Raw genomic sequence first — 21710 nt, forward strand, 5'->3', positions numbered from 1 at the left:
GGAGTACCTTCTTCTGATAATAAAACAACATACTCCAAGAAAAATTATTCGATTTTTGCGATTTGCTTCTAATTTCCAGATCCCTTTGCGAGACATGGTTACAGCATAATGCTTGTTTCAAGAAAAATCGTGTATTCATCCTTAATTCTTTGGCGATTTTAAGGGTACTCGCTTAACTGTCCCGCTTGACATGAAGAACAAACACGATGAATTGCAAAGGAACAAACCACAGGACTTTCAAGGCAAACACAAGCTTAAAAACGGATAAATTTGTACTAATTAATGCATAATTTTAATGGCTAAACATATGTATATAATAAATAATACTTTTTCACTTAACATAAAGGAAAATATGATCTACGGTTATTTTGATTTTGATTGAAAAAAAGATAGCAAAAAATTTATAAATTTTTTGCTATCTTTTAAAACCACCGCCAGCATAAAAGCTGGCGATCAAATCTTGATATATCAGCATATGAATACAAGAGATTAGCATTTGATGCAAGAATTACATGATACACAAGAGTTTTGTGTTAAGCACATCAAAACACCTGTGATACAACCCGGAGTGCAAAGAGATTTACTAGTAACATTAGGTTGTACAGTGTTGTCCTGTTTTTTCACCACGATGTCCAAATCAAAATCATCAAACTTAGCCATTCTTTACTCCTCCTTTCGTTTTTTAATATTTATCATTAACTACTGATGTTGAAAGGATTGCCAATCCAATAAATTCTTCAATCCTTTCTCACCACGTAGTTAATTCCAAAACTAAAAAACTTCTTTACGATATATAACATAAATAGAAATTCTAATATTTTTCTAATGTTTTTGTATACATTTTTTATATTTTTTTATATTTTTGTATATTTTTTAAAAAAATATTAACTTCTTTTTAAAAGATTTATCTTCAGATTTTCTATTAAAAATTCAAACCGGTGTCCCTTTCCCGGCATCTCTAGAATTCACTTGGGATAACAGCCAAAAAACCTCCCGATTCTTTCCTGAAGCTCGCGAATGCAACTATAAAATTTTTATCAAATGGAATATTATTATTTTTTGGTTATTTTTAATTGAAAAGTCATTACCATTCTATTTTCCCATGTTGTTCTCGCCAATTACATTGTAATTTTGAAGGAATAAAAAAAGTACTTTCACCAACAGGAAAGTACTCTTTTGCAAAATGTCTATTTAAGATTCCAAGTATTGCTTCTTCCATTACATAACTTGCATCTGATATAGATTCGCAATCTGTTTTTCATGCTCCCAAAATTCAGTTAAGTTTATGCCTGAAGACATGGACTCATAATTATTTTATTTTTGCGAGATGATATTTATTATTAATTACTACCGCAACTTCTTTGTCCGGACTTACATCTTTTATGCTGTATACCCAACCAAAATTTAAATGAATTCTTTTTTCGTCTTCTTCATTTGGAACAATTTCAACTTTTCTAAGCTCTTTTTTGCTTAATATCTCATTCTTTTCATTAATCGTAATATTTTCCGAAACTTTTCCGATAGGTTCATTTAACTCGTCGGGATCTACTTCTGATTCTTGGATAACATAAGTTTTGCCCTCATAGCTTATTTCCTTGAAATTTTCTTTGTTCAATTTATATTTCGGCAATTTTTTATCAATAGCCATATTTTGGGATGCTGTTTGTTTTAAGTCACTTAAAAGCGAACAGCCTCCCAAGAGGATTGCACCAATTAATAAAAGCAATAGTATGGAATTTTTCATTTCCACTATATTCTCCTCCTTTCCATGCTTTTTACTTTTATTATTCATATGACTTATCTCCTTCCCAGCGATTAAACCAGATTAAGCCGATTATTGTTACTAATATAAAACATATAATTGCAGGTACAATACCTTTAAGTAGTTCTTGGAAATAAAGATTCGACAACTGCATTCCAAAGGCATGTTTTGCCTCAGGCATTAATAACATGGGAACTTGTGAAAGGCGAACAGTCCAAGCCCAAGGAATAAACTGCCATATGTTATCTCCTACGACAGTTGCCCCAATTATAGCTGAAATAAGGAAGCCTCCGCCTCCGATCGCTATAGATGCTCCCATCCCTAATGCAAAGCTGATGAGCATATGCATGGAAAAAAGTATAAGTGAGCCAATCACAGACAACAGTACTCCTTGCAAAAATAGATCATAATGAATATTATCTACGTGCAATATATATCTCATTCCCAACAGCATAAGGAAAGTTGCTAAGAATATATCCACAATTGCTGATAAAATCAGCAGAAAAAGTTTGCCAAAGTAAAATTTTGCTCTTGAAACGGGACCGGCCAACAAGTTAATAAAATTTCCTGATTTTTCTTCCTGATATGAAATAAGACCAGTAAATAAAGAGATAATAATAGGTAAAGAGACGGTCAGTACCTCAAAAAAACCCCCATATATCTTAATTTGCCATGATGAAGGATCATTGTACCTGGAAAAATACCATAACATAAAGATTGGATAAATGATCGGTGTTACAAACACGATAAGCCTGATTGTTGTACGTTTTGTCTTTATCCATTCCGAAGACAGAATTTTCAGAAGATACATTTCAGTTCACCTCTTTTTTTGAAAACCAGAACGCTGTTACAAATGACAATAAAACAAAAAATACAATGGAGACAGCAATTCCTATTGGAATAACGGAAGGATCCAACAAAGGACTTCCTTTCTCCAATGGAACTCCTTTTGGATGAACTCCTACAATAGGAGACATCAGTCTCATTCCCCAGCTCCAAGGAATATACATCCAGTAAGATTCCGGAGCCATTACTACTCCTATTATGATCCCTATCACGCTGACAATAACAGAAATCACCGTTCCAAATCGCTCTGCCAAAAACAAACCTATAGGGATGTATGCCAAAGATGTGATCCAAATTGTAAGACTGGCCAGTATGACTACAACAGCTGATGTAATGCTGTTGGGCAGTAATAATTTTAATATTAACAGCAAAATGATAAGTTCAATTGATGAGAACAACGTATAATAGGCAATTACAATGATTTTACTGAACCACATACGTGTAATGCTGATATCATGGCATCGTAAAGCTCTGTAGTTTCCCGACTTTTTTTCTCTCATTGCGGAAAGTGACGCGATCAATGCTGTCCCTAACGGAATAAATATTAATGGCCACCAATTAAATACCGTGTATTCGAAATAATTATATTTTGAATTAATAGTAGGCATGGTAATCATGGCATATAGTACAAAGAAAAAAGGGGCAATATATACAAGTTTTTTTGCAAATGTCCGCTTATATTTTAAACGTTCTGATTGTATCATATTCAGCATTATTCACATCCTCCTTCATTATCCGCTGACTACATCTATAAAGAATTTTTCTAAATCTTTGTTTTGCTCTATTTCACCTTGATATTTGAGTTTTCCGTTTTGAATAATGCCAATATAATCCGCCAATTGTTTTACCTCTGGTAAAATGTGGCTTGATAAGATGACAGTCATTCCTTGCTTCGGGAAAGATCTTATAAGTTTCCGCAACTCTTGTATACCCAGCGGATCAAGTCCGTTTGTCGGTTCATCGAGAATAAGAAGTTTTGGATCATTTAAAAGTGCTTTAGCAATACCCAATCTTTGCTTCATACCAAAGGAAAACTGCGATACTTTCTTTTTGCCTGTATTCTCCAAACCGACAATTTCCAGTACCTCTTTTATTCTTGAATTCGGCAAATTTAATAATTTTGCATGAACGAGTAAATTCTCATACGCCGTTAAATTTCCATAAAGAGCCGGTGATTCGATAAGCGCGCCGATATCTTTAAGGTCTTTTCTGCTCCATGAATGACCATTAAAGATAATTTCTCCGTTTGTAGGACGCAAAAGCCCTGTTAACAATTTTAAGATGGTTGATTTTCCGGCACCATTCGGTCCAAGCAATCCATAAATCGTGTTTTCCTTCACTCTTAAAGAAACATTGTCAACCGCAAGCTGTTTACCAAAAGATTTGCTTAAATTATTGGTTTCCAAAAAATACTCTTCCATTTCTATTCTCCTTTCAAAGTTAAAAAGCTTTAAAGATTTTATGTTTTGTTCCTTTACATTCCATCGTATCCGCAAGTGGCTACATAAACGGCGCAGTACCGGGACTTTATACAGTTAAGCGATTATCCTTAATCTCCGTTGGATATAACAAATACATTGAAGAAATTAATGCATTTTTTGATTCATCATTCATCCACAATTTCATACTAACTTTTCAATATAAAGTTTTTATAATAATCACGATTTTTCATTAGAGAATTGACGGGATTTAAAAACGTATTGTATTGGGTATGCATTATTTAGTACGTGTCCATGCCTTTACATTATTTTTTATATATACTTTAAAAACATAAATTTTTTTCAAGACAAAATAAAAAGTGTCTGATCAAATGGTTTTATCAGACACTTAATTTCCTGAAAACTATTTTGTTCTTCATCCAATGATTTAAAAACAAAATTAAGGTAAATTTAATCTAATTTTAGCAAAAGAATTATCCCGGCTTGCTCGTAACGTACCGTTGGCATATCAATTGCGGGAAATTTTAACATAACACGCGAGAAGTCCCCTTCCTTCATCGCAGACGGCACGTGTCTGTGATATCAGCGACAACCCGCTGATCGCCTGTTCTATCGAGGTGGACAGTTCAGAAACCCTCACTTCAACCTATGGTAAGTGGGGGAGGTTCATATGAATAAAGGATATTGGAAAAGCCCGTTTCATTGATATTCAGAAACGCGCTTTTCCAAATAGTTATTTTTTTATGAGCAACGCGCAACACTCCACATGCGCCGTATGTGGAAACATATCCACCGGCTGTACTTCCGCCGTCTTATAGCCGCCGTCTTCGAGGATGCGGAGATCGCGGGCCAGCGTGGCCGGATTGCATGACACATACACAACGCGCTTCGGCTTCATGGCGATAATCGTCTGGAGCAGCTTTTCATCGCAACCTTTGCGCGGCGGGTCCACCACAATCACATCGGCAACATTCCCTTCCTCATACCAGCGCGGAATCACCGTCTCCGCTTCCCCCACCGCGAACGTCACATTATCCATTTCGTTCAGGCGAGCATTGCGCTTCGCGTCCTCAATGGCCTCCGGCACAATCTCTACGCCAAACACGTGCTTCGCCTTCTGTGCCAAAAACAGTGAAATCGTTCCGATCCCGCAGTATGCGTCGATCACATTCTCCTCGCCCGTCAACGCCGCGTACTCCAGCGCTTTCTTATACAACCGCTCCGTCTGAACCGGATTCACCTGATAGAACGAACGGGCCGAAATCGCAAACTTCACGTCGCCAATCGTATCATAAATATACTCTTCGCCCCACAGCACCCGCGTCACATCGCCGAAAATGACGTTTGTCCGCTTCGTATTGATATTCTGCACGATACTTTTCACACCCGGTATCGCTTCCACAAGCTCCTGCACAAGCGCTTCCGCATGCGGAATCCTCTCGCCGTTCGTTACGAGCACAATCATCACTTCGCCTGTCGCAAAGCCTACTTTCGTCACCACGTGCCGCAACAAACCGCTGTGCGCCTCCTCATCATACGCACGAATGCCGTATTTTCCGGCAATTTCTTTCACACGGGCGACGACTTCATCGCTTTTCTCGTGCTGAATCAGGCACTCCTTCATATCGATAATCTCATGCGAACGCTGGGCATAAAAGCCCCCAATCAAGCCGCCTTCTTCTTCTCCGATTGGCACCTGGGCCTTGTTCCGATAGCGCCACGGATCTTCCATGCCGATCGTCGGATGAATAAGAGCACCTTCAATCTTGCCAATGCGGCGCAGATTCTCTTCCACCAGCTTGCGCTTAAATGCGAGCTGTGCATCATAATCCATATGCTGCAACATACAACCGCCGCAACGCTTGTATATCGGGCATGGCGGTTCCGCGCGGCTTGCAGCTGGCTCGCGGATTTCCATCAGGCGCGCGTAGCCGAATTGCTTCTTCAACTTAGTTGCCTTTGCTATAATTGTTTCACCAGGCAATGCGCCCGGCACAAACAGTGTATATCCCTGATAACGCCCCACACCATTGCCTTCATGCGAAAGATCTTCAATGACAAGCTCTACCGTCTGGTTTTTTTTCAGCGGAAGTCCAGCAATAGCCGTGGCAGCCTGTTTTTTCTTGCGTGATGTATTTCCCAATCTGCTTCACCTGATTTTTCGTAAAATTTGACATTCCACACGCCTATAGGTTTGGCTTGTATATTTACGAATCATGCCAAAACACCGTTTCTTTAAATCGTTCTTCCACTTTGTTTACTAATACCTTTCGACCATATCTAGGACAAAAAACCAAAGAATAATTAATAAAAAATTGTTGTTTTAGGCATTCTCTTAAAGAGGATACCAAACAATGCCATCTTTCATCCCACGATTGAAACCATGGACGTTCAGACGGCATTTCTATAAATTTCAACGAATCAACTGAATATGGCGCGGCAGCGCCGTAAACTTACATGGCAGAGAGCTTCCCAGCTCACCGTCCAGGTTCAGGTCAACTCGTTTGTTTGCAGTCGCTTTTAATTGTTTCGTCTGAAAATGAATCACGTTTGGATGTTTGAAATGTTCGCCTTTTAACGCCATCGTAGCGATGCGAATAAACTCCGGCAGCGATGTTTTCTTCAACACAATACAATCAAACAAGCCATCATCCAATTTTGCCTTTGGCATAAGCTTTTCAAATCCACCCACGGAGTTACTATTGGCGATAAGGAAAAGCATGATTTCTTCATCGATTACGATATTATTGTCTGCCTCAATTCGTACACGCATCGGCGAAAGAAACGGAAGCTTCTCGATCCCTTTAATATAATAAGCGAGCTGACCAAGCATCGTCTTAACTTTGCTTGGCACTTCGTATGTAAGCGTGGTGAGCGAACCGCCACCGGCGATGTTAATGAAGTATTTGTCATTAATTTTACCGATGTCAATGGGAGAAGGCTTTCCTTTAGCGATAACACCAACCGCTTTAGGAATCGAACGAGGAAGTCCGATAGCGCGGGCAAAATCGTTTGTCGTGCCCGCGGGAATAATGCCAAGCGCAGGACGGTAGCGCTGTTCCGCGATTCCATTAATCACCTCATAGACGGTTCCGTCTCCTCCCGCAGCGATAACCAAATCAAACCGATTCTCCACCGCTCTGCGGGCCGCCAGCGTCGCGTCCCCTTCCCCTTTAGTCGCATGGCACGATGTCTCGTAGCCTGCTTCTTCCAGCGTATTTAATATATCAGGAATCCGTTTGCGCACCTCTTCCCGGCCAGCAGACGGATTATAAATAAGCCGAGCTCGTTTCAATCCGTATCCATCCCATCCATAAATTTTCTATAGTTTATCATACCTTCTTTTCTTTCGTTTTAAAAGATAGAGCGGTATTCGCTCCTGTGCTCCGCTGAAAATCTGTTAAACATTCATAGGCATGGCAAAAAACAGTGTGACAATTGTTCCTGTTTTGCCACAACTCTTTACCTTAATCCTACCACCGTTTGCTGTAACGATTTTTTTCACGATCGGTAGCCCCAGGCCCATACCGACCTTCTTCGTGGAGAAAAATGGATTAAAAATTTGTCGTCGTGTTTCCTTATCCATTCCTCTTCCGTTGTCCGCAAAATATACACATGCCTTGTTTTTATGCAGCTTTGTCTTGATGCAGATAGACATCGTCGGCTTGTCTTTTGCTTCGATGGAATTAGAAAAAAGAGAGAAAAAAACTTGCAGCATTTGATCAGGGTCAATAAAAAGCGGATAAGCGTCCAGTTCCCGGGCAAGATGAATTTGAAAGTTGATGTCCTGATTCGCCGTGTCTTTTGAAACCAAATAGCTGAATTGTTTTATGAGCGTGTTGATACAAACCTGTCGTTTCTTCGGAACAACCGGCTGGGATAATAGCAAAAAATCTTCGATCGTTTTATTTATTTGATCGAGTTCGGGGATTAAAAGATCTAAAAATATCACCGCATTCTCTTCCCCGACACTTCGCGAAAGATATTGCAAATACCCGCGCACCGTCATCAAAGGATTCCGTACTTCATGAGCCATTTTAACAGCTATATCGCCGATGAGGGAATAATTCGCCCTTTCCTCCTCGTTCGGACACACAGCCTTATCCATCTGCATTCTCCTTACCATAATTATTGTATGAACACTCCTACCACCTGCGTTTCACTCAGAGGCAATGAAAAGTTCTTAAGCCAGCTTATCAAAGCTTGCATATTCATCCTTCTCCATTTATTTCCCGTTATTTTTATGCCTTGTCTTCAAAAACTAACCGTGTAGCTATACGCTACTCCATCCCTTGATTTTACTTTAAAAATTAGTTATTTTCAATCGCTTTGCAACTTATCGCTACAATCATTTTAGCGGTACCAACGGCTACAGTATAATGTATCGGGAAAGCAAAAAGGTGGGATTGTTATGCTTGGTGATAGGTTAAAAAAACTTCGCCAACAAAAAAATTTGACCCAAGAGGAAATCGCAAAACACTTAAACATTTCCCGCGGCACTTACGCGCATTATGAGATAAACAAACGCCAGCCCGATTTTGCTACGCTTCAGAAATTCGCCGATTTTTTCAACGTTTCAACAGACTATCTTCTCGGACGTATTGATGATCCTGTTTCTCCCCCGTACATTCTCCGTGATCCTTCTATCGATATTTCCTCCTATGAAGGATATGAAGAACTTTCCCCGCAAGAGCAGGAAATCGTGAAAGAACAAGTCCGCAATACAATTAAAATGCTAAAAAAATTAAAACAGGATAACAAACAGTGACATAAAATACAAAGCAGGCGGAAGTCTCCCGCCGCTTTCCTTTATAAAAAATGACATTTGAAAGCCCGCTGGCTTTAGCTATGGGATGAAAAACGTAAATTCTCAAAAATAAAAAAACTCGCAGGTACTCCGCGAGTTTTCCCTTATATATAATCAAAACGAAAAGCTAAAGTGCACGATCGAGCAAATCCATAATATGAATCGCTTCCATTTTGTCCTGCATGCCCGCGCGGATAATCCCCTGTTTCATCTGCAGCAGGCAGCCAGGATTGGATGTAACAATAACGTGCGCTTTTGTCATCTTCACATTCTCCATCTTGTCGTCCAGAATCCGCATGGACATGTCAAAGTTAGTGATATTGTAAATACCAGCTGAGCCGCAGCAGCTGTCCGCGTTGATCATTTCAATGTATTCAACACCAGGAATGCTACGGAGAAGATGGCGCGGCTGGTTACGGATCCCCTGACCGTGCGCAAGATGGCAAGAATCCTGATAGGTGACGCGCAGGTTAAGTTCCTTTTTGAATTCCAGTTCTGGCAATTCCGCAAGTAACTCGTTCGCATCACGCATTTTGGACACAAAATTCATGGCGCGCTCTTTCCAATCCGGATCGCCATGGAACCAGTGATGATACTCCTTTAAAGCTGCCCCACAACCGCCAGCATTGTTCACAATAAGATCGACACCCGCTTTTTCAAATGCTTCGATATTCCGTTTCGCAAGCGCAATGGCACCGTCTTTTTCTCCAGCGTGAGCGTGTAGCGCACCGCAACAGGCCTGATCATCAACGAATACAACTTCACAGCCCGCCTTGGTCAGCACGCGGGCAGTCGCCTGGTTTGTTTCGTAGAACATGACATCCATGATGCAGCCCTTAAACATACCGACCCTTAATTGAGCTGGCTTGCCTTCCGGTTTCATCACTTTCTGACGCTTTTTTCTCTCGGTCGGAGAAGCAACTTTGTGGACGGACTGCTGCATTTCTGCCAGCGGGCGTGGCAGAACGTTAATCAATCCGGTTTTCCGGGCCAGCGTATGCAGTCCGGCCGCCTGGGCTGCCCAGAGCGCGGTTCCCAGCTTTTCTATACGCTCCGGATACGGGAACAATTGATTGAACACCAAATTGCGGATAAATGGGAGTGTCTTTTCTTCTTTCTTACGTGTTTCTACGACTTCCCGCGCCGTTTCCACCAAACTGCCGTACGGAACACCTGCAGGGCAAGCTGTCTCACACGCGCGACAACCAAGGCAAAGATACATATTGTGCTCAAACTCTTCATCCACGGCAAGCGCCTTCTGCGCCACACCTTTCATAAGCGCAATGCGACCGCGCGGGCTCGCCACTTCTTTGCCTGTCTGACGGTATGTTGGACAGGATGGCAGGCAAAAACCGCACTGCATACAGTTCATAATCTCATCCATGTTAAACTTGCTTAACAGGGACATATCCTGTTTTTCACAAGCTGGCGCTGTGCTTAATGTATCAGCTATGAGTGTGCTCGCATTGTTTGTATCCGCAGCCATCGCCTTTTACAACCACCCTTCTTCTCGTGCTTTTTGCAAAGATTTTTCCTGGGTTCATAATGCCGTTCGGGTCAAACGCTTCTTTAATCCGTTTCATCACTTCCATACCAACCGGACCGAATTTCAAATCAAGGTAACCGGCTTTCGCCATGCCTACGCCGTGCTCACCCGTGATCGTTCCGCCCAGCTGAATGGCGGTATGAAAAATTTCTTCAAACGCCTGCTCAACGCGGTGAATCTCCTCTTTATCCCGCTCATCCGTAAGACATGTCGGGTGCAAATTGCCATCTCCCGCATGACCAAATGTACAAATCTGTACGCCGTATTTCTGTGCGATATTTTCTATCTGCTCGACCATGGCCGCCAGATTCGCGCGTGGTACGGTCGCGTCTTCCAGAATGGTGGTCGGCTTCACGCGCGCCAACGCGGATAACGCCGAGCGGCGGGCCGCCATTAAACTCGCTCCTTCCTCCACCGTCTGAGCGGTACGGACTTCTGTGGCGCCTTCAGCCCGGCAAATGTCCGCGATTCGCTTCATATCGTGTTCAACTTGCCACTCGGAACCGTCCTGCTCGATGATAAGCATCGCTTTCATGTCAAGCGGTAGACCAATTCTCGCAAAATCCTCGACCACCGTCATGGTCGCCTGATCCAGAAATTCCATGGTCGCCGGAATAATTTTGGAGGCAATAATGCGCTGCACGGTTCGCGCAGCCGCCGCCAGGTCGTTGTAATAGGCCACCATCGTTTGTTTTGCGGCCGGAAGTGGCAATAATTTTACGGTGATTTCCGTAATGACAGCCAGCGTTCCTTCCGAGCCAACGAGCAGCTTCGTTACATCGTATCCGGCCACGTCTTTTGCGTTCTTTCCGCCGACACGTAACACGTCTCCGCTCGGCAATACCGCTTCAAGCCCCATCACATAGTCTTTCGTTACTCCGTATTTCAAACCGCGCATACCGCCCGCGCACTCAGCTACATTCCCGCCCATAGTGGAAATGCGCATACTGCCTGGATCTGGCGGATAGAAAAGTCCAACCGCTTCCACCGCTTTGTGGACATCGGCCGTGATCACGCCTGGCCCAAATGTGGCGGTAAGATTTTCTTGATCGATTTCTTTAAATTCGTTTAAACGGTTCATATTCAATACGATGCCACCTTCAACAGGAACCGTACCGCCACACAGGTTCGTGCCCGATCCGCGCGATACGATCGGAATCCGGTGCTTGTTCGCCACTTTCATAATCGCTGATACTTCTTCCACACAGGCTGGAATCAACACCACATCCGGCATCGCCTGGTAGAGCGGCGTAGCATCATACGAGTACACGTATAGTTCATTTGGTGAATCCAAAAAATAATTCTGACCGACGATACTTCGCAACTCGCTTTTTATCTGTTGATCCATATTGTTTCCCCTCTCTAATCAGCAGGTCATCAGATGAATTTGATGTTTAGTCTACCATACTTTTTAAAAGTTTTGTAGAGTATAAAAGAAGGTACATACTTTTAGTGACAAGAATTTTTTCTAAGGAGAAACGAAAAGGCATGAGTTTAATCAAAAAAAGCTATCAGGTTGTGGCGGACGATTTGCAGAAAATGATCGAAGAAGGAATTCTGCAACCAGGCGCCCGTCTTAAAACAATTGATAAATTGGCCGAACAATATGGAGTCGGAAAATCAACCATCCGCGAAGCGCTCAGCCAGTTAAAAGCGCGCGGGTTGATCGAATCGCGGCAAGGAGAAGGAACATTCGTGAAGCAGGACGCGACTGACGCGCTTAAAGCGCTCCCCGCGCTTCTCATCAGTAACCGGGAAGAGCTTACACATCTTCTCCAAGTCCGTAAAATTATTGAATCCGGCTGCGCCGAACTCGCGGCACTACACCATGACGAACATGATGAAAAAACGTTACGTGAAATTCTGGATAATATGATGATTTCAAGAGACAACGAAGAAATGGGCCGCATTTACGATATCCAATTCCATATGGCGATCGCACACGCCACCAAAAATCCGTTTCTCAGAAATATAATGGAAAGCATCTCAGAAGCGATGAACCAGACCATCCGTGACTACCGGAACCTTTGGCTTTACAGCAAAGACGGTTCTTCCACCCGACTGTACCAGGAGCATTCGGAAATCTTTGAAGCCATACGCAGCCGAGACCCCAAAAAAGCGCGCCGTATGACTGAAAAACATTTGGCCCGCGTCGAAAAAGCGCTAGAAGCAGGCTTGCTGTAGCCAAAAAAGAGCCGCCTATCTTCTAAGATGGGCGGCAATTGTTTCTTCAAGCCAGAGCACGACGCGTTGATCCGGAAGGTATGCTCTGCCGCTGTAGCGGTGCGGGATTCCGGCCAGCCTTTTTGGAATCGCTTTTTCTGTATAATAGCCAGGACTGAGAAACACAGGCACCACGATAAGACGGCCTTCACCGGATGCTGTCCTGGCACGGCTTGCGATCGTATCGGGATGAATGGTCGCATATACAGCTCCCTTCAAACCAAGTTCGCAACACAAGGTGGAACCGAGGCCTTCGAGCATCTGTTGCCAGCGTTCTTTAAAACCAGGCACATCGCTACCGTGCGCAACCAGCATAAGCATTTCCTCGGATGGACGGACGGAAAACTCGCGGACACGATCATGGAGCAACTCCCGGATTTTTGGGTGGTCATTCATTGGCTCTGTCCAAATCACTCGTGCTCCGATTGACAGGGGATGTCGCCATGTCTTAATATCCAGATGAGAAGTGAAGCCCAGTGCATAGCGAATTTCCTGCAAATGTGTACTGCCGCTTGAAACAAACAACGGAACCACGATAATTTCTTCTACTCCCTGCGCTTCTAGCCTTTTCATTCCTTCTCCAATGGTGCGACCTTCTACCATGTCGAGGAACGTAACCTCCAATGGACACGCAGCATGAACCTGTTGTAGCAATTCTTCTACTTTTGCCACCCATGTTCTATTACGGGAACCATGGCTAATCACAAGTACACCCTGCTTCATTTTTCATCAAACTCCGATTTAATTAATTGGTTTAATGGGTATATTACTACGATATTATAAAATTTTCAAGATGAAACGCGCAGGGTGCTCTCTTTATTCAAATTTCTTCTCTCCTCTTCTCAAAAGCCACCTGAGTGACATCGTTCAAGGCTTGCCGATTAGCCTCCAGAGTCAGAGAAGCGGCATTTCTCCCCCGCCTATAGAGGCAGGGGACTTTTGCCGTATTTGAGTTGAAATTTATAATGATACATATTCTGATCCGCCTTTTGAATTAATTCATCAAGACTTTTCCCGTCATCAGGATAAACTGCGGAACCGACAGAAACAGAAAGATCAATCCCCCATTTTTTAGAAAGCGGATGAATATGATTACTAATTCGCTTTATCACCTTGTGGGATTCGATTTTTTCTGTACAGGGAATGAGAAGAACAAACTCATCGCCTCCCCACCTAACTACGACTTCTCCTTTCCCTTTTTTGCTAACTAATGAAGCACAAATACTTTTTAAAGTTAAATCACCATATTTATGTCCTTTTGTATCATTAATATCTTTAAAATTATCAACGTCTAAAAGAAACAGGTTTATCTTCTCCTGACTCCGCCTTGACTTCTTTACCATTTTAGGAAAGATTTTATAAAGAAATCTTCTATTGTACGAGTTTGTTAGATAATCCTTTTCAGAAAAAAATTTGTACTCATCATACTTTTTACCCATATACCAAAAAATAACAAGTGAAAAATAAGTGACAAACATCACAAATATATCCATCTTTTTACTATGATTACCTATATAAAGGTAATAGATCCATATAAGTGAATGAGCCAAAAATAAAAAAGACAAAAGTAATCTTCCAGTATATTGCTTCAAATCAAAATTCCTCCTTTATCATTCTGCTTTTATATACATCTGACTTGATATTTCGACGTTTGCATGGTAGTCATCTGATTTTTATAGGACTGAGTCATTCTATAAAAAACGCCAACTTTAGAAAACAGTTGGCGCAACAGGACTTTTGGAGCTGTTCATAAATGAACTGTTTAATTTACACACTTTATTATTTAATTGAAAGAATATTAAGTTGATGAATGAATCAAGTTTAAAACAAAATAGTCTTTTTGTTAGATTTTATATTCTTTAAAATGAGATAAGCTAAATGATTGATTTTAAAGGGTTTGTTCGTTTTTTAGATAATAAAAGCCAAAAGAACAATTTAACATATTGAATAAAAAATTAAATTAAATCTTACATTCTGGAGTGATTTTTATGGCAGTAAAAAAAGGAGCAAATACAGTAGAACCGATCCGTGATATTGAAAAAATCAAGGAGATAAAAAAGTATCTTTTACACCGCTCATACAGGAATTATCTACTATTCACTTTTGGGATTAATTCAGGCTTAAGAATTAGTGATATCCTACCTCTTAGGGTTATGGATGTTAAATATACCAACTATTTAATTATCAAAGAGAAGAAAACAAAAAACATAAGAAAAACGATTATAAATGAGACGTTGAGAAGGGAGATTGATAGATATACGCGAAAAATGGCAGATTCAGAGTATCTTTTTCCTTCGCAAAAAGGGGAGCGCCCTATTAGCAGGATTCAAGCGTGGCAAATTATACATACTGCAGCAAAAGCTTGCGGAGTAGAAGGGCCCATCGGAACTCATACATTAAGAAAAACATTTGGCTACCACTTTTACCAAAAAACGAAAGATGTTGCAATGTTACAATATATTTTTGGTCATTCCAGTCCTTCGATTACGTTGCGATACATTGGAATTAATGATGAAATGGTAAGTAAAGCCTTGGAAGAATTCTCTTTGTAACCATTAATTTCATTTTTTTTTAATAAGGTATGGATTTTATAAAATAACATTTTATAATAAAAGGTAATAGATAATTTTGTCAAAAAATCTAACAAAAAGACTAATTTGTTTTATATTTTGCTACGAATCAAATACTATTTTTAGTAAAAAAGAAGCGGGGAACTTATGGATAATATCAAATTTTCAGAAAAAGATTTAGATACGATTCTTTCAAAAAAAATGTTTTATCATCTATACCAACCTCTTTATAATCTTTCCAATTGGAAAATATACGGTTATGAAGCTTTTTTTCGGACTGAACAAGTAAATAACCCTGAACTTTTTTTTCTTTTGGCTAAAAAATATCAAAAATTATATGAACTAGATATATTATCTATTTTCCATGCAATAGCAACATATTGGAGAAAACGCAAAGGATTTGAGTCAAAGTTATTTATAAATATATTTCCATCAACCATAATCCATCCTGAATTCACCAGATTTCTAAACGAAGTAACGTCCATTTTCACATTTAAAACAAAAAATATCGTATTTGAAATTAATGAACAAGAAGAAATAACGGATTTTAGCCTTATAAAAAAAGCGATTTATTCGTTAAAAGAACAGGGCTTTCAAATCGCTCTTGACGATGTAGGAAAAGGATTTTATTCTCTGCGGCACCTTATAGAACTAGAACCGGATTTTATTAAATTAGACAAATACTTCTCCCATAACCTGTCGAATTGTGAAAAGAAACAAAACCTTATTAAATCTTTAATTGATTACTGTAACGAGGAAATCGTCTTAATATTAGAAGGGATCGAAAAAGCGGAGGACTTGGCCATCGCTAAGGTACTGCATGTACCAATAGTCCAGGGATATTTATTAGATAAACCTTCCATTTTATAACATTCTCTTATGATAAAAATGATGGACTTCCCTAACATTCTAAGAAAAAACACGGCCAAGCTCTCAATAAGCTTGGCCGTGTTTTTCTACTCGATTACATTTTTGCCAGCGCATCGCGCAGCAACTGGTTGACAAGTCCAGGGTTCGCTTTGCCTTTCGATGCCTTCATTACCTGACCAACCAGCGCACCGATAGCTTTTTCTTTGCCGGCTTTGAAGTCTGCCACCGCCTGTGGGTTGTTGGCGATCACTTCATCCACCATCTGCTTAATCGCGCCTTCGTCACTAATTTGCACAAGACCTTGTTCTTCGACGATTTTCTCCGGATCTTTACCGGTTTCCATCATTTCTCTGAACACTTTCTTCGCGATTTTCGTGCTAATCGTGCCTTTGTCAATCAGCTTAATCATTTGCCCCAGTTGCTCTGGAGTCATTTTAATGTCTTTCATTTCGGCTTCATTGGCATTCAAATAACCGATGACTTCGCCCATTATCCAGTTGGATACAGCTTTGGCGTCTACCCCCGTTTTCACGGCAGCGTCAAAGAAATCGGAAATGTCTTTAGACATTGTAATAACGCCAGCATCGTATTCCGGCAAGCTATATTCGGAAATATAACGGGCTTTGCGCGCATCCGGCAATTCCGGAATGGTAGCGCGAATTTGTTCTACCCATTCGCGGCTAATTTTTAATTTAATTAAATCCGGATCCGGAAAATAACGATAGTCGTGCGCTTCTTCCTTACCGCGCATGGAAACGGTACGGCCTTTTGCCTCGTCCCAGCGGCGCGTCTCTTGTACAACTTCGCCGCCATCGCGCAAAATTTCGGTCTGACGCATTTCTTCATATTCCAAGCCGCGCTGCACATTGCGGAATGAGTTAACATTCTTTAGTTCAGTGCGGGTGCCAAACTCTTTTTGTCCAACCGGACGAAGGCTGATATTGGCATCACAGCGCAGCGAGCCTTCTTCCATTTTTACGTCGGAAACCTCGCAATACTGCATGATCGCCTTCAATTTCTCCAAGTATGCACGCGCTTCTTCCGGTGAACGCAAGTCCGGCTCGGATACGATCTCGACAAGCGGCGTACCCACACGATTATAATCCACGAGAGAGGCATAGCCGCTTTCTGCGTGTACAAGTTTGCCCGCGTCCTCTTCCAAATGCAGACGAGTAATACCAATACGTTTCGTTTGTCCGTTTACTTCAATATCAATCCAGCCATTCTTGCCGATCGGCTGGTCATATTGTGAAATTTGATACGCTTTCGGCAAATCCGGATAGAAGTAGTTTTTACGATCGAATTTGCTTTCTTCGGAGATTTCACAGTTCAGCGCAAGCGCCGCTTTCATCGCGAATTCTACCGCTTTTTTGTTCAGAACCGGGAGAACACCCGGATGACCGAGACAAATCGGACATGTATGCGTGTTCGGCGGCGCTCCAAATTCAGTGGAACAGCCGCAGAAAATTTTCGACTTGGTTGATAACTCAACATGAACTTCAAGCCCGATGACCGTTTCAAATTCTTTCGCCATTCCTTATGTACCCCCTTTACAGCTCAGGACGAGCCTTATGATGTTCCGTATTTTGCTCGTAGGCATGCGCGACGCGTAAAATCGTCGCCTCATCGAACGCTTTGCCGATAATCTGCAACCCAACAGGCAGGCCGTTGCTCGCAAAACCGCAGGGCACACTAATTGCCGGGATTCCGGCCAGATTTACAGGAATGGTACAAATATCCTCCAGGTACATTGTGAGTGGGTCGCCCACTTTCTCGCCGATTTTGAACGCGGTTGTCGGCGCAGTTGGCCCGATGATCACATCATATTTTTCAAATACACTGTCGAAATCCTGCTTAATAAGCGTGCGCACCTGTTGCGCCTTTTTGTAATATGCATCATAGTAACCGGAGCTGAGCGCATAGGTGCCGAGCATAATACGACGCTTTACTTCCGGCCCTAATCCCCGACTGCGCGTTTCGCGATACATCTCAATCAGATTCTCCGCATTGTCCGCACGCACGCCGTAACGTACACCATCATAACGAGCAAGGTTGGAGGATGCTTCGGAAGGCGCAATAATATAATATGTCGGTACAGCATACTCAGTATGCGGTAGCATAACTTCTTCGACAATGGCGCCGAGTCGTTCCAGCACTTTCAACGCTTCCGTAACTTTTTGTTTTACTTCTGGATCAATTCCTTCCCCCATCAATTCTTTCGGCACGCCAACGCGCAAGCCTTGAATTTCACCTGTCAACGCCGAAATATAGTCCGGAATTTCCACATCAGCGGACGTAGAATCAAACGGATCGTGCGCTGCAATCGCCTGCAAAACATACGCAGCGTCTTCAACATTTTTTGTGATCGGTCCGATTTGATCAAGCGAAGACGCAAATGCCACGAGACCGAAACGGGATACGAGACCATATGTCGGCTTCAATCCTACTACGCCACAGTAAGCCGCAGGCTGGCGAATCGATCCTCCCGTGTCGGACCCCAGCGAGAAGTATACCTGTCCAGCCGCAACAGAAGCTGCTGAACCACCGCTGGAGCCACCCGGTACATATTCCAGATTCCACGGATTATATGTGTTGTGAAAACCAGAGTTTTCCGTAGAACCACCCATCGCAAACTCATCCATGTTCAACTTTCCGATCATCACAGACTGCGCCGCATGCAAACGATCCATCACACTGGCATTGTAAATCGGGCTATAGTTAGCCAAAAGCTTACTGGCGCATGTTGTTGTTACGTTCTTCGTTACAATATTGTCTTTAATCCCCGCAGGCAGACCAAAAAGCAATCCCTTCTCCTCGCCGCGGGATTGCTGCTCGTCCAACTCCTTGGCGCGGGCACGCGCATTTTCTTCATCAAGTAAGATAAAAGCTCTCACTTTATCTTCCGTCTGGCCAATGCGCTCAAATGATGCATTCACCAAATCTGAAACTGTAAGCTCCCCTTTATCTATTTCACTATGTATTTCTGTTAGCTTTTTATCAAATAAAGACACGTGGATGTCCTCCTTTCTTATTCAATAACAGCCGGCACTTTGAACTGTCCATCTTCTTCGTCCGGCGCATTGCGCAAAGCTTCCTCGCGCTCAAGGGACGGGCGTACTTCATCGTCGCGCATCACATTATAGACATCAAGTACATGGCTTGTCGGAGGCACGTTTGTCGTATCTAGTTCGTTCAGTTTACCTGCAAATTCAAGAATACTGTTTAATTGTTCTGTATATTTCACCGCTTCCTCTTCCGTAAGATTTAAGCGGGCCAGTTTCGCTACATATTCCACTTCGTTCCGCGAAATCGCGCTCATGTTTCCACCTCCTAATTCTGCTGGCTCTCTCCCGCCTTATGTGCTCATCTAAGGTAGGCAAACCTAGATAAAATCATACCAGAGAAACTATAGAGCCGCAACCAACCGTCCACATGAGCGCTTTACAAAACCGTTGAACCCCTCATATTTCCAGTTTCAATCCTATTTATGAAAATCATTCTTTCACAAGAAAAAATATAGTTAGATTGTAATAAATAATCCGATAAATATACTGTAAAAACACTTCTTAAGAAAGGAGTAGGCGCAAAAAATGAGGTTTCGGAGCATCAAAACACGAATACTGGTTTCACTTCTTCCCACTTTTATCATCGTATTGTTATTCATCACATTATTTACCTATTTTTATAGCAAATCATTAATCAATGGGCAAATCGAAACCAATATGCATCAGCAGTTACAAAGCATTACAAACAAAATCGAGAAAGACTTAATCACGCACAAAAAAATGCCTGAATTAGTAGCCCGTACCGCTGAATTTTCCGCTTTATCCTATACGAAGGAACAATACAGCGCCATGTTAAAAAATGCGCTAGGCACTAACAAGGAGACCCTTGGAATGGGAATCTTCTTTGAACCTTATAAATACAAACCTGACGTTAAATACTTTTCTTTATATGCTCACCGTAAAGGCGATAACATCGAGATTACGGAGGAATTTAACAATCCAGAATATGATTATCCAAACACTGATTGGTATCAGACTGGAAAAAACAGCAAGCAACCAGCGGTCTATACCGATCCATATTTTGATACTGTAACCAATACTTCCATGGTAACCGTCAGTGTACCCTTTTACAGCCAACAACGTGAGTTTTTGGGTATTATCACATGCGACATCGACTTAGCCAGCTTGCAGAAAATGATAAACTCAACCAAAGTCGGGGATACAGGACGCGCGTTTCTGCTTGACAGCAAAGGAACGTATCTGGCGGATGCCGACAAAAATAAAATGATGAAAGTCAACATTAAAAACGATCCGAACTCCTCACTTGCTCAGACGTCATCTCATTTATTAAGCGGGAACGACGGAATGGTTACATATAACGATAAACAAGGTGTTAACCGAATCTACTACAAGAGGATTCCGGAGAACAATTGGGTACTTGCTCTGATTATCCCAGAAGAAGAGCTACTTGCCCCTGTCCATTCTCTTGTAAATGCGCTGATCTTGACAACTGTTATTGCGATCGCTATCACCATCGCGATTATCCTTTTATACAGTCGCTATATTACCAACAATATTGAGCGGGTCAATCAATTGTCCGCAGCGATGTCCGACGGCGATTTTACGCAGAACATCGAGGTCAAAACAGAGGACGAATTCGGGCAAATGTTCCGCAATTTCAACATTATGACGCGGACGCTCAAAGACATGATGGGACAAATTGCTTCCCATACTCATCAAGTGGCCTCTACTTCTGAACAATTGACGGCCGGCTCCGAACAGACAAGCAAAGCGACAGAACAAATTACGGAGTCCATGATGGAAGTAGCCAGCGGCACTGACCAGCAAGTATCGATAGTAGAAGATGCAAAAAAAGTAGTATCTGAAATCTCAGAAAGTATGACCAGTATCATGCGCGAAATTCAACAGGTAAACGAGCGTGCAAGGATAGCGGCGGAAAAAGCAGAGAACGGCAATCACAACGCAAAAGAAATTACGGAACAAATCAATAACATTCATCAGCGTGTAGAAAAACTGGCACAGGCCATACGCGCGCTCGGAGAGAAATCTAAGGAAATTACTCATATCGTATCCTTGATTACCTCTATTTCCGAGCAAACGAATCTTCTGGCTTTAAACGCGGCGATCGAAGCAGCGCGGGCTGGAGAGCACGGAAGAGGATTCTCTATCGTAGCGGACGAAGTGCGCAAGCTTGCTGAACAATCCGCTCAATCAGCCGGCCAAATCGGACATTTGATTGCCGAAATCCAGCATGAAACCCACCAGGCGATTGAAATGATGAACGAAGCAAACGCGGAAGTTGAACAGGGAATGGTAATGGTGGACAGCGCTTCGCAGTCATTTGAAGATATCCTGAAGGCTGCTGAAGACGTATTTGCACATGCAAAGGAAGTAAATACGATCGTAGAACAAATCAATACCGAAAAAGAGAACATGACGGAGGCAGTAAGCAAAATTGCTCTCATTTCTGAACAAACAGCCGAGCTTACCCAAAGCGTGGCGGCGGCCGCGGAAGAGCAAAATGCTTCCATGGAAGAGATCGCTTCAGCCTCCCATACGCTTACGAAAATGGCAGAGGAACTGCATGATTTAATGAGCAAATTCAAGGTATAATAAAGCAG

General features: G+C 42.1%; 21 protein-coding genes. 5 read left to right on the forward strand and 16 right to left on the reverse strand.

Features of this window, described 5'->3' with window-relative positions; translation table 11 throughout:
• Nucleotides 1–489: 489 nt before the first annotated feature.
• The 9 genes from ACH33_RS18880 to ACH33_RS16105 all read right to left on the reverse strand — a co-directional run bounded on the left by ACH33_RS18880 (nucleotide 490) and on the right by ACH33_RS16105 (nucleotide 8155).
• A complete protein-coding gene (locus tag ACH33_RS18880; protein ID WP_082706110.1) occupies nucleotides 490–660 on the reverse strand; it encodes a gallidermin/nisin family lantibiotic in 171 nt (56 codons plus the stop codon).
• 424 nt (nucleotides 661–1084) lie between these two features.
• Nucleotides 1085–1219 (reverse strand): hypothetical protein, encoded by a 135-nt coding sequence (locus tag ACH33_RS20400; protein WP_257721576.1) that lies wholly within the window; start codon nucleotides 1217–1219, stop codon nucleotides 1085–1087.
• A 90-nt stretch (nucleotides 1220–1309) separates the two neighbouring features.
• On the reverse strand, nucleotides 1310–1792 hold the full coding sequence (locus ACH33_RS16075; protein ID WP_236781914.1) for a NisI/SpaI family lantibiotic immunity lipoprotein: 483 nt from the start codon (nucleotides 1790–1792) through the stop codon (nucleotides 1310–1312).
• Nucleotides 1785–2573, reverse strand: coding sequence for a lantibiotic immunity ABC transporter MutG family permease subunit (locus ACH33_RS16080; protein WP_057899912.1), 789 nt, complete (start codon nucleotides 2571–2573; stop codon nucleotides 1785–1787). Before ACH33_RS16080 ends, ACH33_RS16075 begins: the two co-directional genes overlap by 8 nt.
• Nucleotide 2574: 1 nt before the next feature.
• Nucleotides 2575–3321: a lantibiotic immunity ABC transporter MutE/EpiE family permease subunit gene (locus ACH33_RS16085; protein ID WP_057899913.1), complete on the reverse strand. Its 747-nt coding sequence runs from the start codon at nucleotides 3319–3321 to the stop codon at nucleotides 2575–2577.
• A gap of 18 nt (nucleotides 3322–3339) precedes the next feature.
• Nucleotides 3340–4029: a lantibiotic protection ABC transporter ATP-binding protein gene (locus ACH33_RS16090; RefSeq protein WP_057899914.1), complete on the reverse strand. Its 690-nt coding sequence runs from the start codon at nucleotides 4027–4029 to the stop codon at nucleotides 3340–3342.
• Between the two features lie 751 nt (nucleotides 4030–4780).
• Entirely contained in the window at nucleotides 4781–6190 is a 1410-nt protein-coding gene (gene rlmD / locus ACH33_RS16095; RefSeq protein WP_236781915.1) for a 23S rRNA (uracil(1939)-C(5))-methyltransferase RlmD, read from the reverse strand.
• A gap of 270 nt (nucleotides 6191–6460) precedes the next feature.
• Entirely contained in the window at nucleotides 6461–7342 is an 882-nt protein-coding gene (locus ACH33_RS16100) for a diacylglycerol kinase (RefSeq protein WP_057899915.1), read from the reverse strand.
• Nucleotides 7343–7447: 105 nt separating this feature from the next.
• Complete coding sequence (locus tag ACH33_RS16105) at nucleotides 7448–8155, reverse strand: two-component system sensor histidine kinase NtrB (protein ID WP_057899916.1); 708 nt, start codon at nucleotides 8153–8155, stop codon at nucleotides 7448–7450.
• Nucleotides 8156–8458: 303 nt separating this feature from the next.
• Between ACH33_RS16105 and ACH33_RS16110 the strand changes: the two genes are divergently transcribed.
• Nucleotides 8459–8815, forward strand: coding sequence for a helix-turn-helix domain-containing protein (locus tag ACH33_RS16110; protein WP_057899917.1), 357 nt, complete (start codon nucleotides 8459–8461; stop codon nucleotides 8813–8815).
• 166 nt (nucleotides 8816–8981) lie between these two features.
• Here the strand turns inward: ACH33_RS16110 and ACH33_RS16115 are convergent, their stop codons facing one another.
• A complete protein-coding gene (locus tag ACH33_RS16115; RefSeq protein WP_057900434.1) occupies nucleotides 8982–10262 on the reverse strand; it encodes a (Fe-S)-binding protein in 1281 nt (426 codons plus the stop codon).
• A gap of 37 nt (nucleotides 10263–10299) precedes the next feature.
• On the reverse strand, nucleotides 10300–11748 hold the full coding sequence (locus ACH33_RS16120) for an FAD-binding oxidoreductase (protein WP_057899918.1): 1449 nt from the start codon (nucleotides 11746–11748) through the stop codon (nucleotides 10300–10302).
• Nucleotides 11749–11888: 140 nt separating this feature from the next.
• Here ACH33_RS16120 and ACH33_RS16125 point away from each other — a divergent pair, with 140 nt between their 5' ends.
• Nucleotides 11889–12584, forward strand: a complete 696-nt coding sequence (locus tag ACH33_RS16125; protein WP_057899919.1) for a FadR/GntR family transcriptional regulator — start codon at nucleotides 11889–11891, stop codon at nucleotides 12582–12584.
• Nucleotides 12585–12599: 15 nt separating this feature from the next.
• On the opposite strand, the gene ACH33_RS16130 is transcribed toward ACH33_RS16125, so the two are convergent.
• Both ACH33_RS16130 and ACH33_RS16135 read right to left on the reverse strand, forming a co-directional pair.
• Nucleotides 12600–13346 carry a sirohydrochlorin chelatase gene (locus ACH33_RS16130; protein WP_057899920.1) on the reverse strand — a complete coding sequence of 249 codons (747 nt, stop codon included), beginning with the start codon at nucleotides 13344–13346 and terminating at the stop codon, nucleotides 12600–12602.
• Nucleotides 13347–13543: 197 nt separating this feature from the next.
• Nucleotides 13544–14215: a GGDEF domain-containing protein gene (locus ACH33_RS16135; RefSeq protein WP_057899921.1), complete on the reverse strand. Its 672-nt coding sequence runs from the start codon at nucleotides 14213–14215 to the stop codon at nucleotides 13544–13546.
• 396 nt (nucleotides 14216–14611) lie between these two features.
• On the opposite strand from ACH33_RS16135, the gene ACH33_RS16140 reads away from it, so the two are divergent.
• Together ACH33_RS16140 and ACH33_RS16145 are read left to right on the forward strand one after the other, a co-directional pair.
• The gene (locus ACH33_RS16140) at nucleotides 14612–15175 is read left to right on the forward strand and encodes a site-specific integrase (RefSeq protein ID WP_057899922.1); all 564 of its coding nucleotides are present in this window, start codon (nucleotides 14612–14614) and stop codon (nucleotides 15173–15175) included.
• Nucleotides 15176–15340: 165 nt separating this feature from the next.
• Entirely contained in the window at nucleotides 15341–16063 is a 723-nt protein-coding gene (locus ACH33_RS16145) for an EAL domain-containing protein (protein ID WP_057899923.1), read from the forward strand.
• Nucleotides 16064–16157: 94 nt separating this feature from the next.
• Here ACH33_RS16145 and gatB read toward each other — a convergent pair whose 3' ends face one another.
• Genes gatB through gatC form a run of 3 tightly spaced genes read right to left on the reverse strand, consistent with a single transcriptional unit; the run spans nucleotide 16158 to nucleotide 19382 of the window.
• Nucleotides 16158–17597, reverse strand: coding sequence for an Asp-tRNA(Asn)/Glu-tRNA(Gln) amidotransferase subunit GatB (gene gatB, locus ACH33_RS16150; RefSeq protein WP_057899924.1), 1440 nt, complete (start codon nucleotides 17595–17597; stop codon nucleotides 16158–16160).
• Between the two features lie 16 nt (nucleotides 17598–17613).
• Complete coding sequence (gatA, locus tag ACH33_RS16155) at nucleotides 17614–19074, reverse strand: Asp-tRNA(Asn)/Glu-tRNA(Gln) amidotransferase subunit GatA (protein WP_057899925.1); 1461 nt, start codon at nucleotides 19072–19074, stop codon at nucleotides 17614–17616.
• Nucleotides 19075–19091: 17 nt separating this feature from the next.
• On the reverse strand, nucleotides 19092–19382 hold the full coding sequence (gene gatC / locus ACH33_RS16160; protein WP_057899926.1) for an Asp-tRNA(Asn)/Glu-tRNA(Gln) amidotransferase subunit GatC: 291 nt from the start codon (nucleotides 19380–19382) through the stop codon (nucleotides 19092–19094).
• Between the two features lie 271 nt (nucleotides 19383–19653).
• On the opposite strand from gatC, the gene ACH33_RS16165 reads away from it, so the two are divergent.
• A complete protein-coding gene (locus ACH33_RS16165) occupies nucleotides 19654–21702 on the forward strand; it encodes a methyl-accepting chemotaxis protein (protein ID WP_057899927.1) in 2049 nt (682 codons plus the stop codon).
• Nucleotides 21703–21710 lie beyond the last annotated feature (8 nt).

The organism is Aneurinibacillus sp. XH2 (genome assembly GCF_001439585.2).
In the GTDB taxonomy this organism is placed as follows: Bacteria; Bacillota; Bacilli; order Aneurinibacillales; family Aneurinibacillaceae; genus Aneurinibacillus; species Aneurinibacillus thermoaerophilus.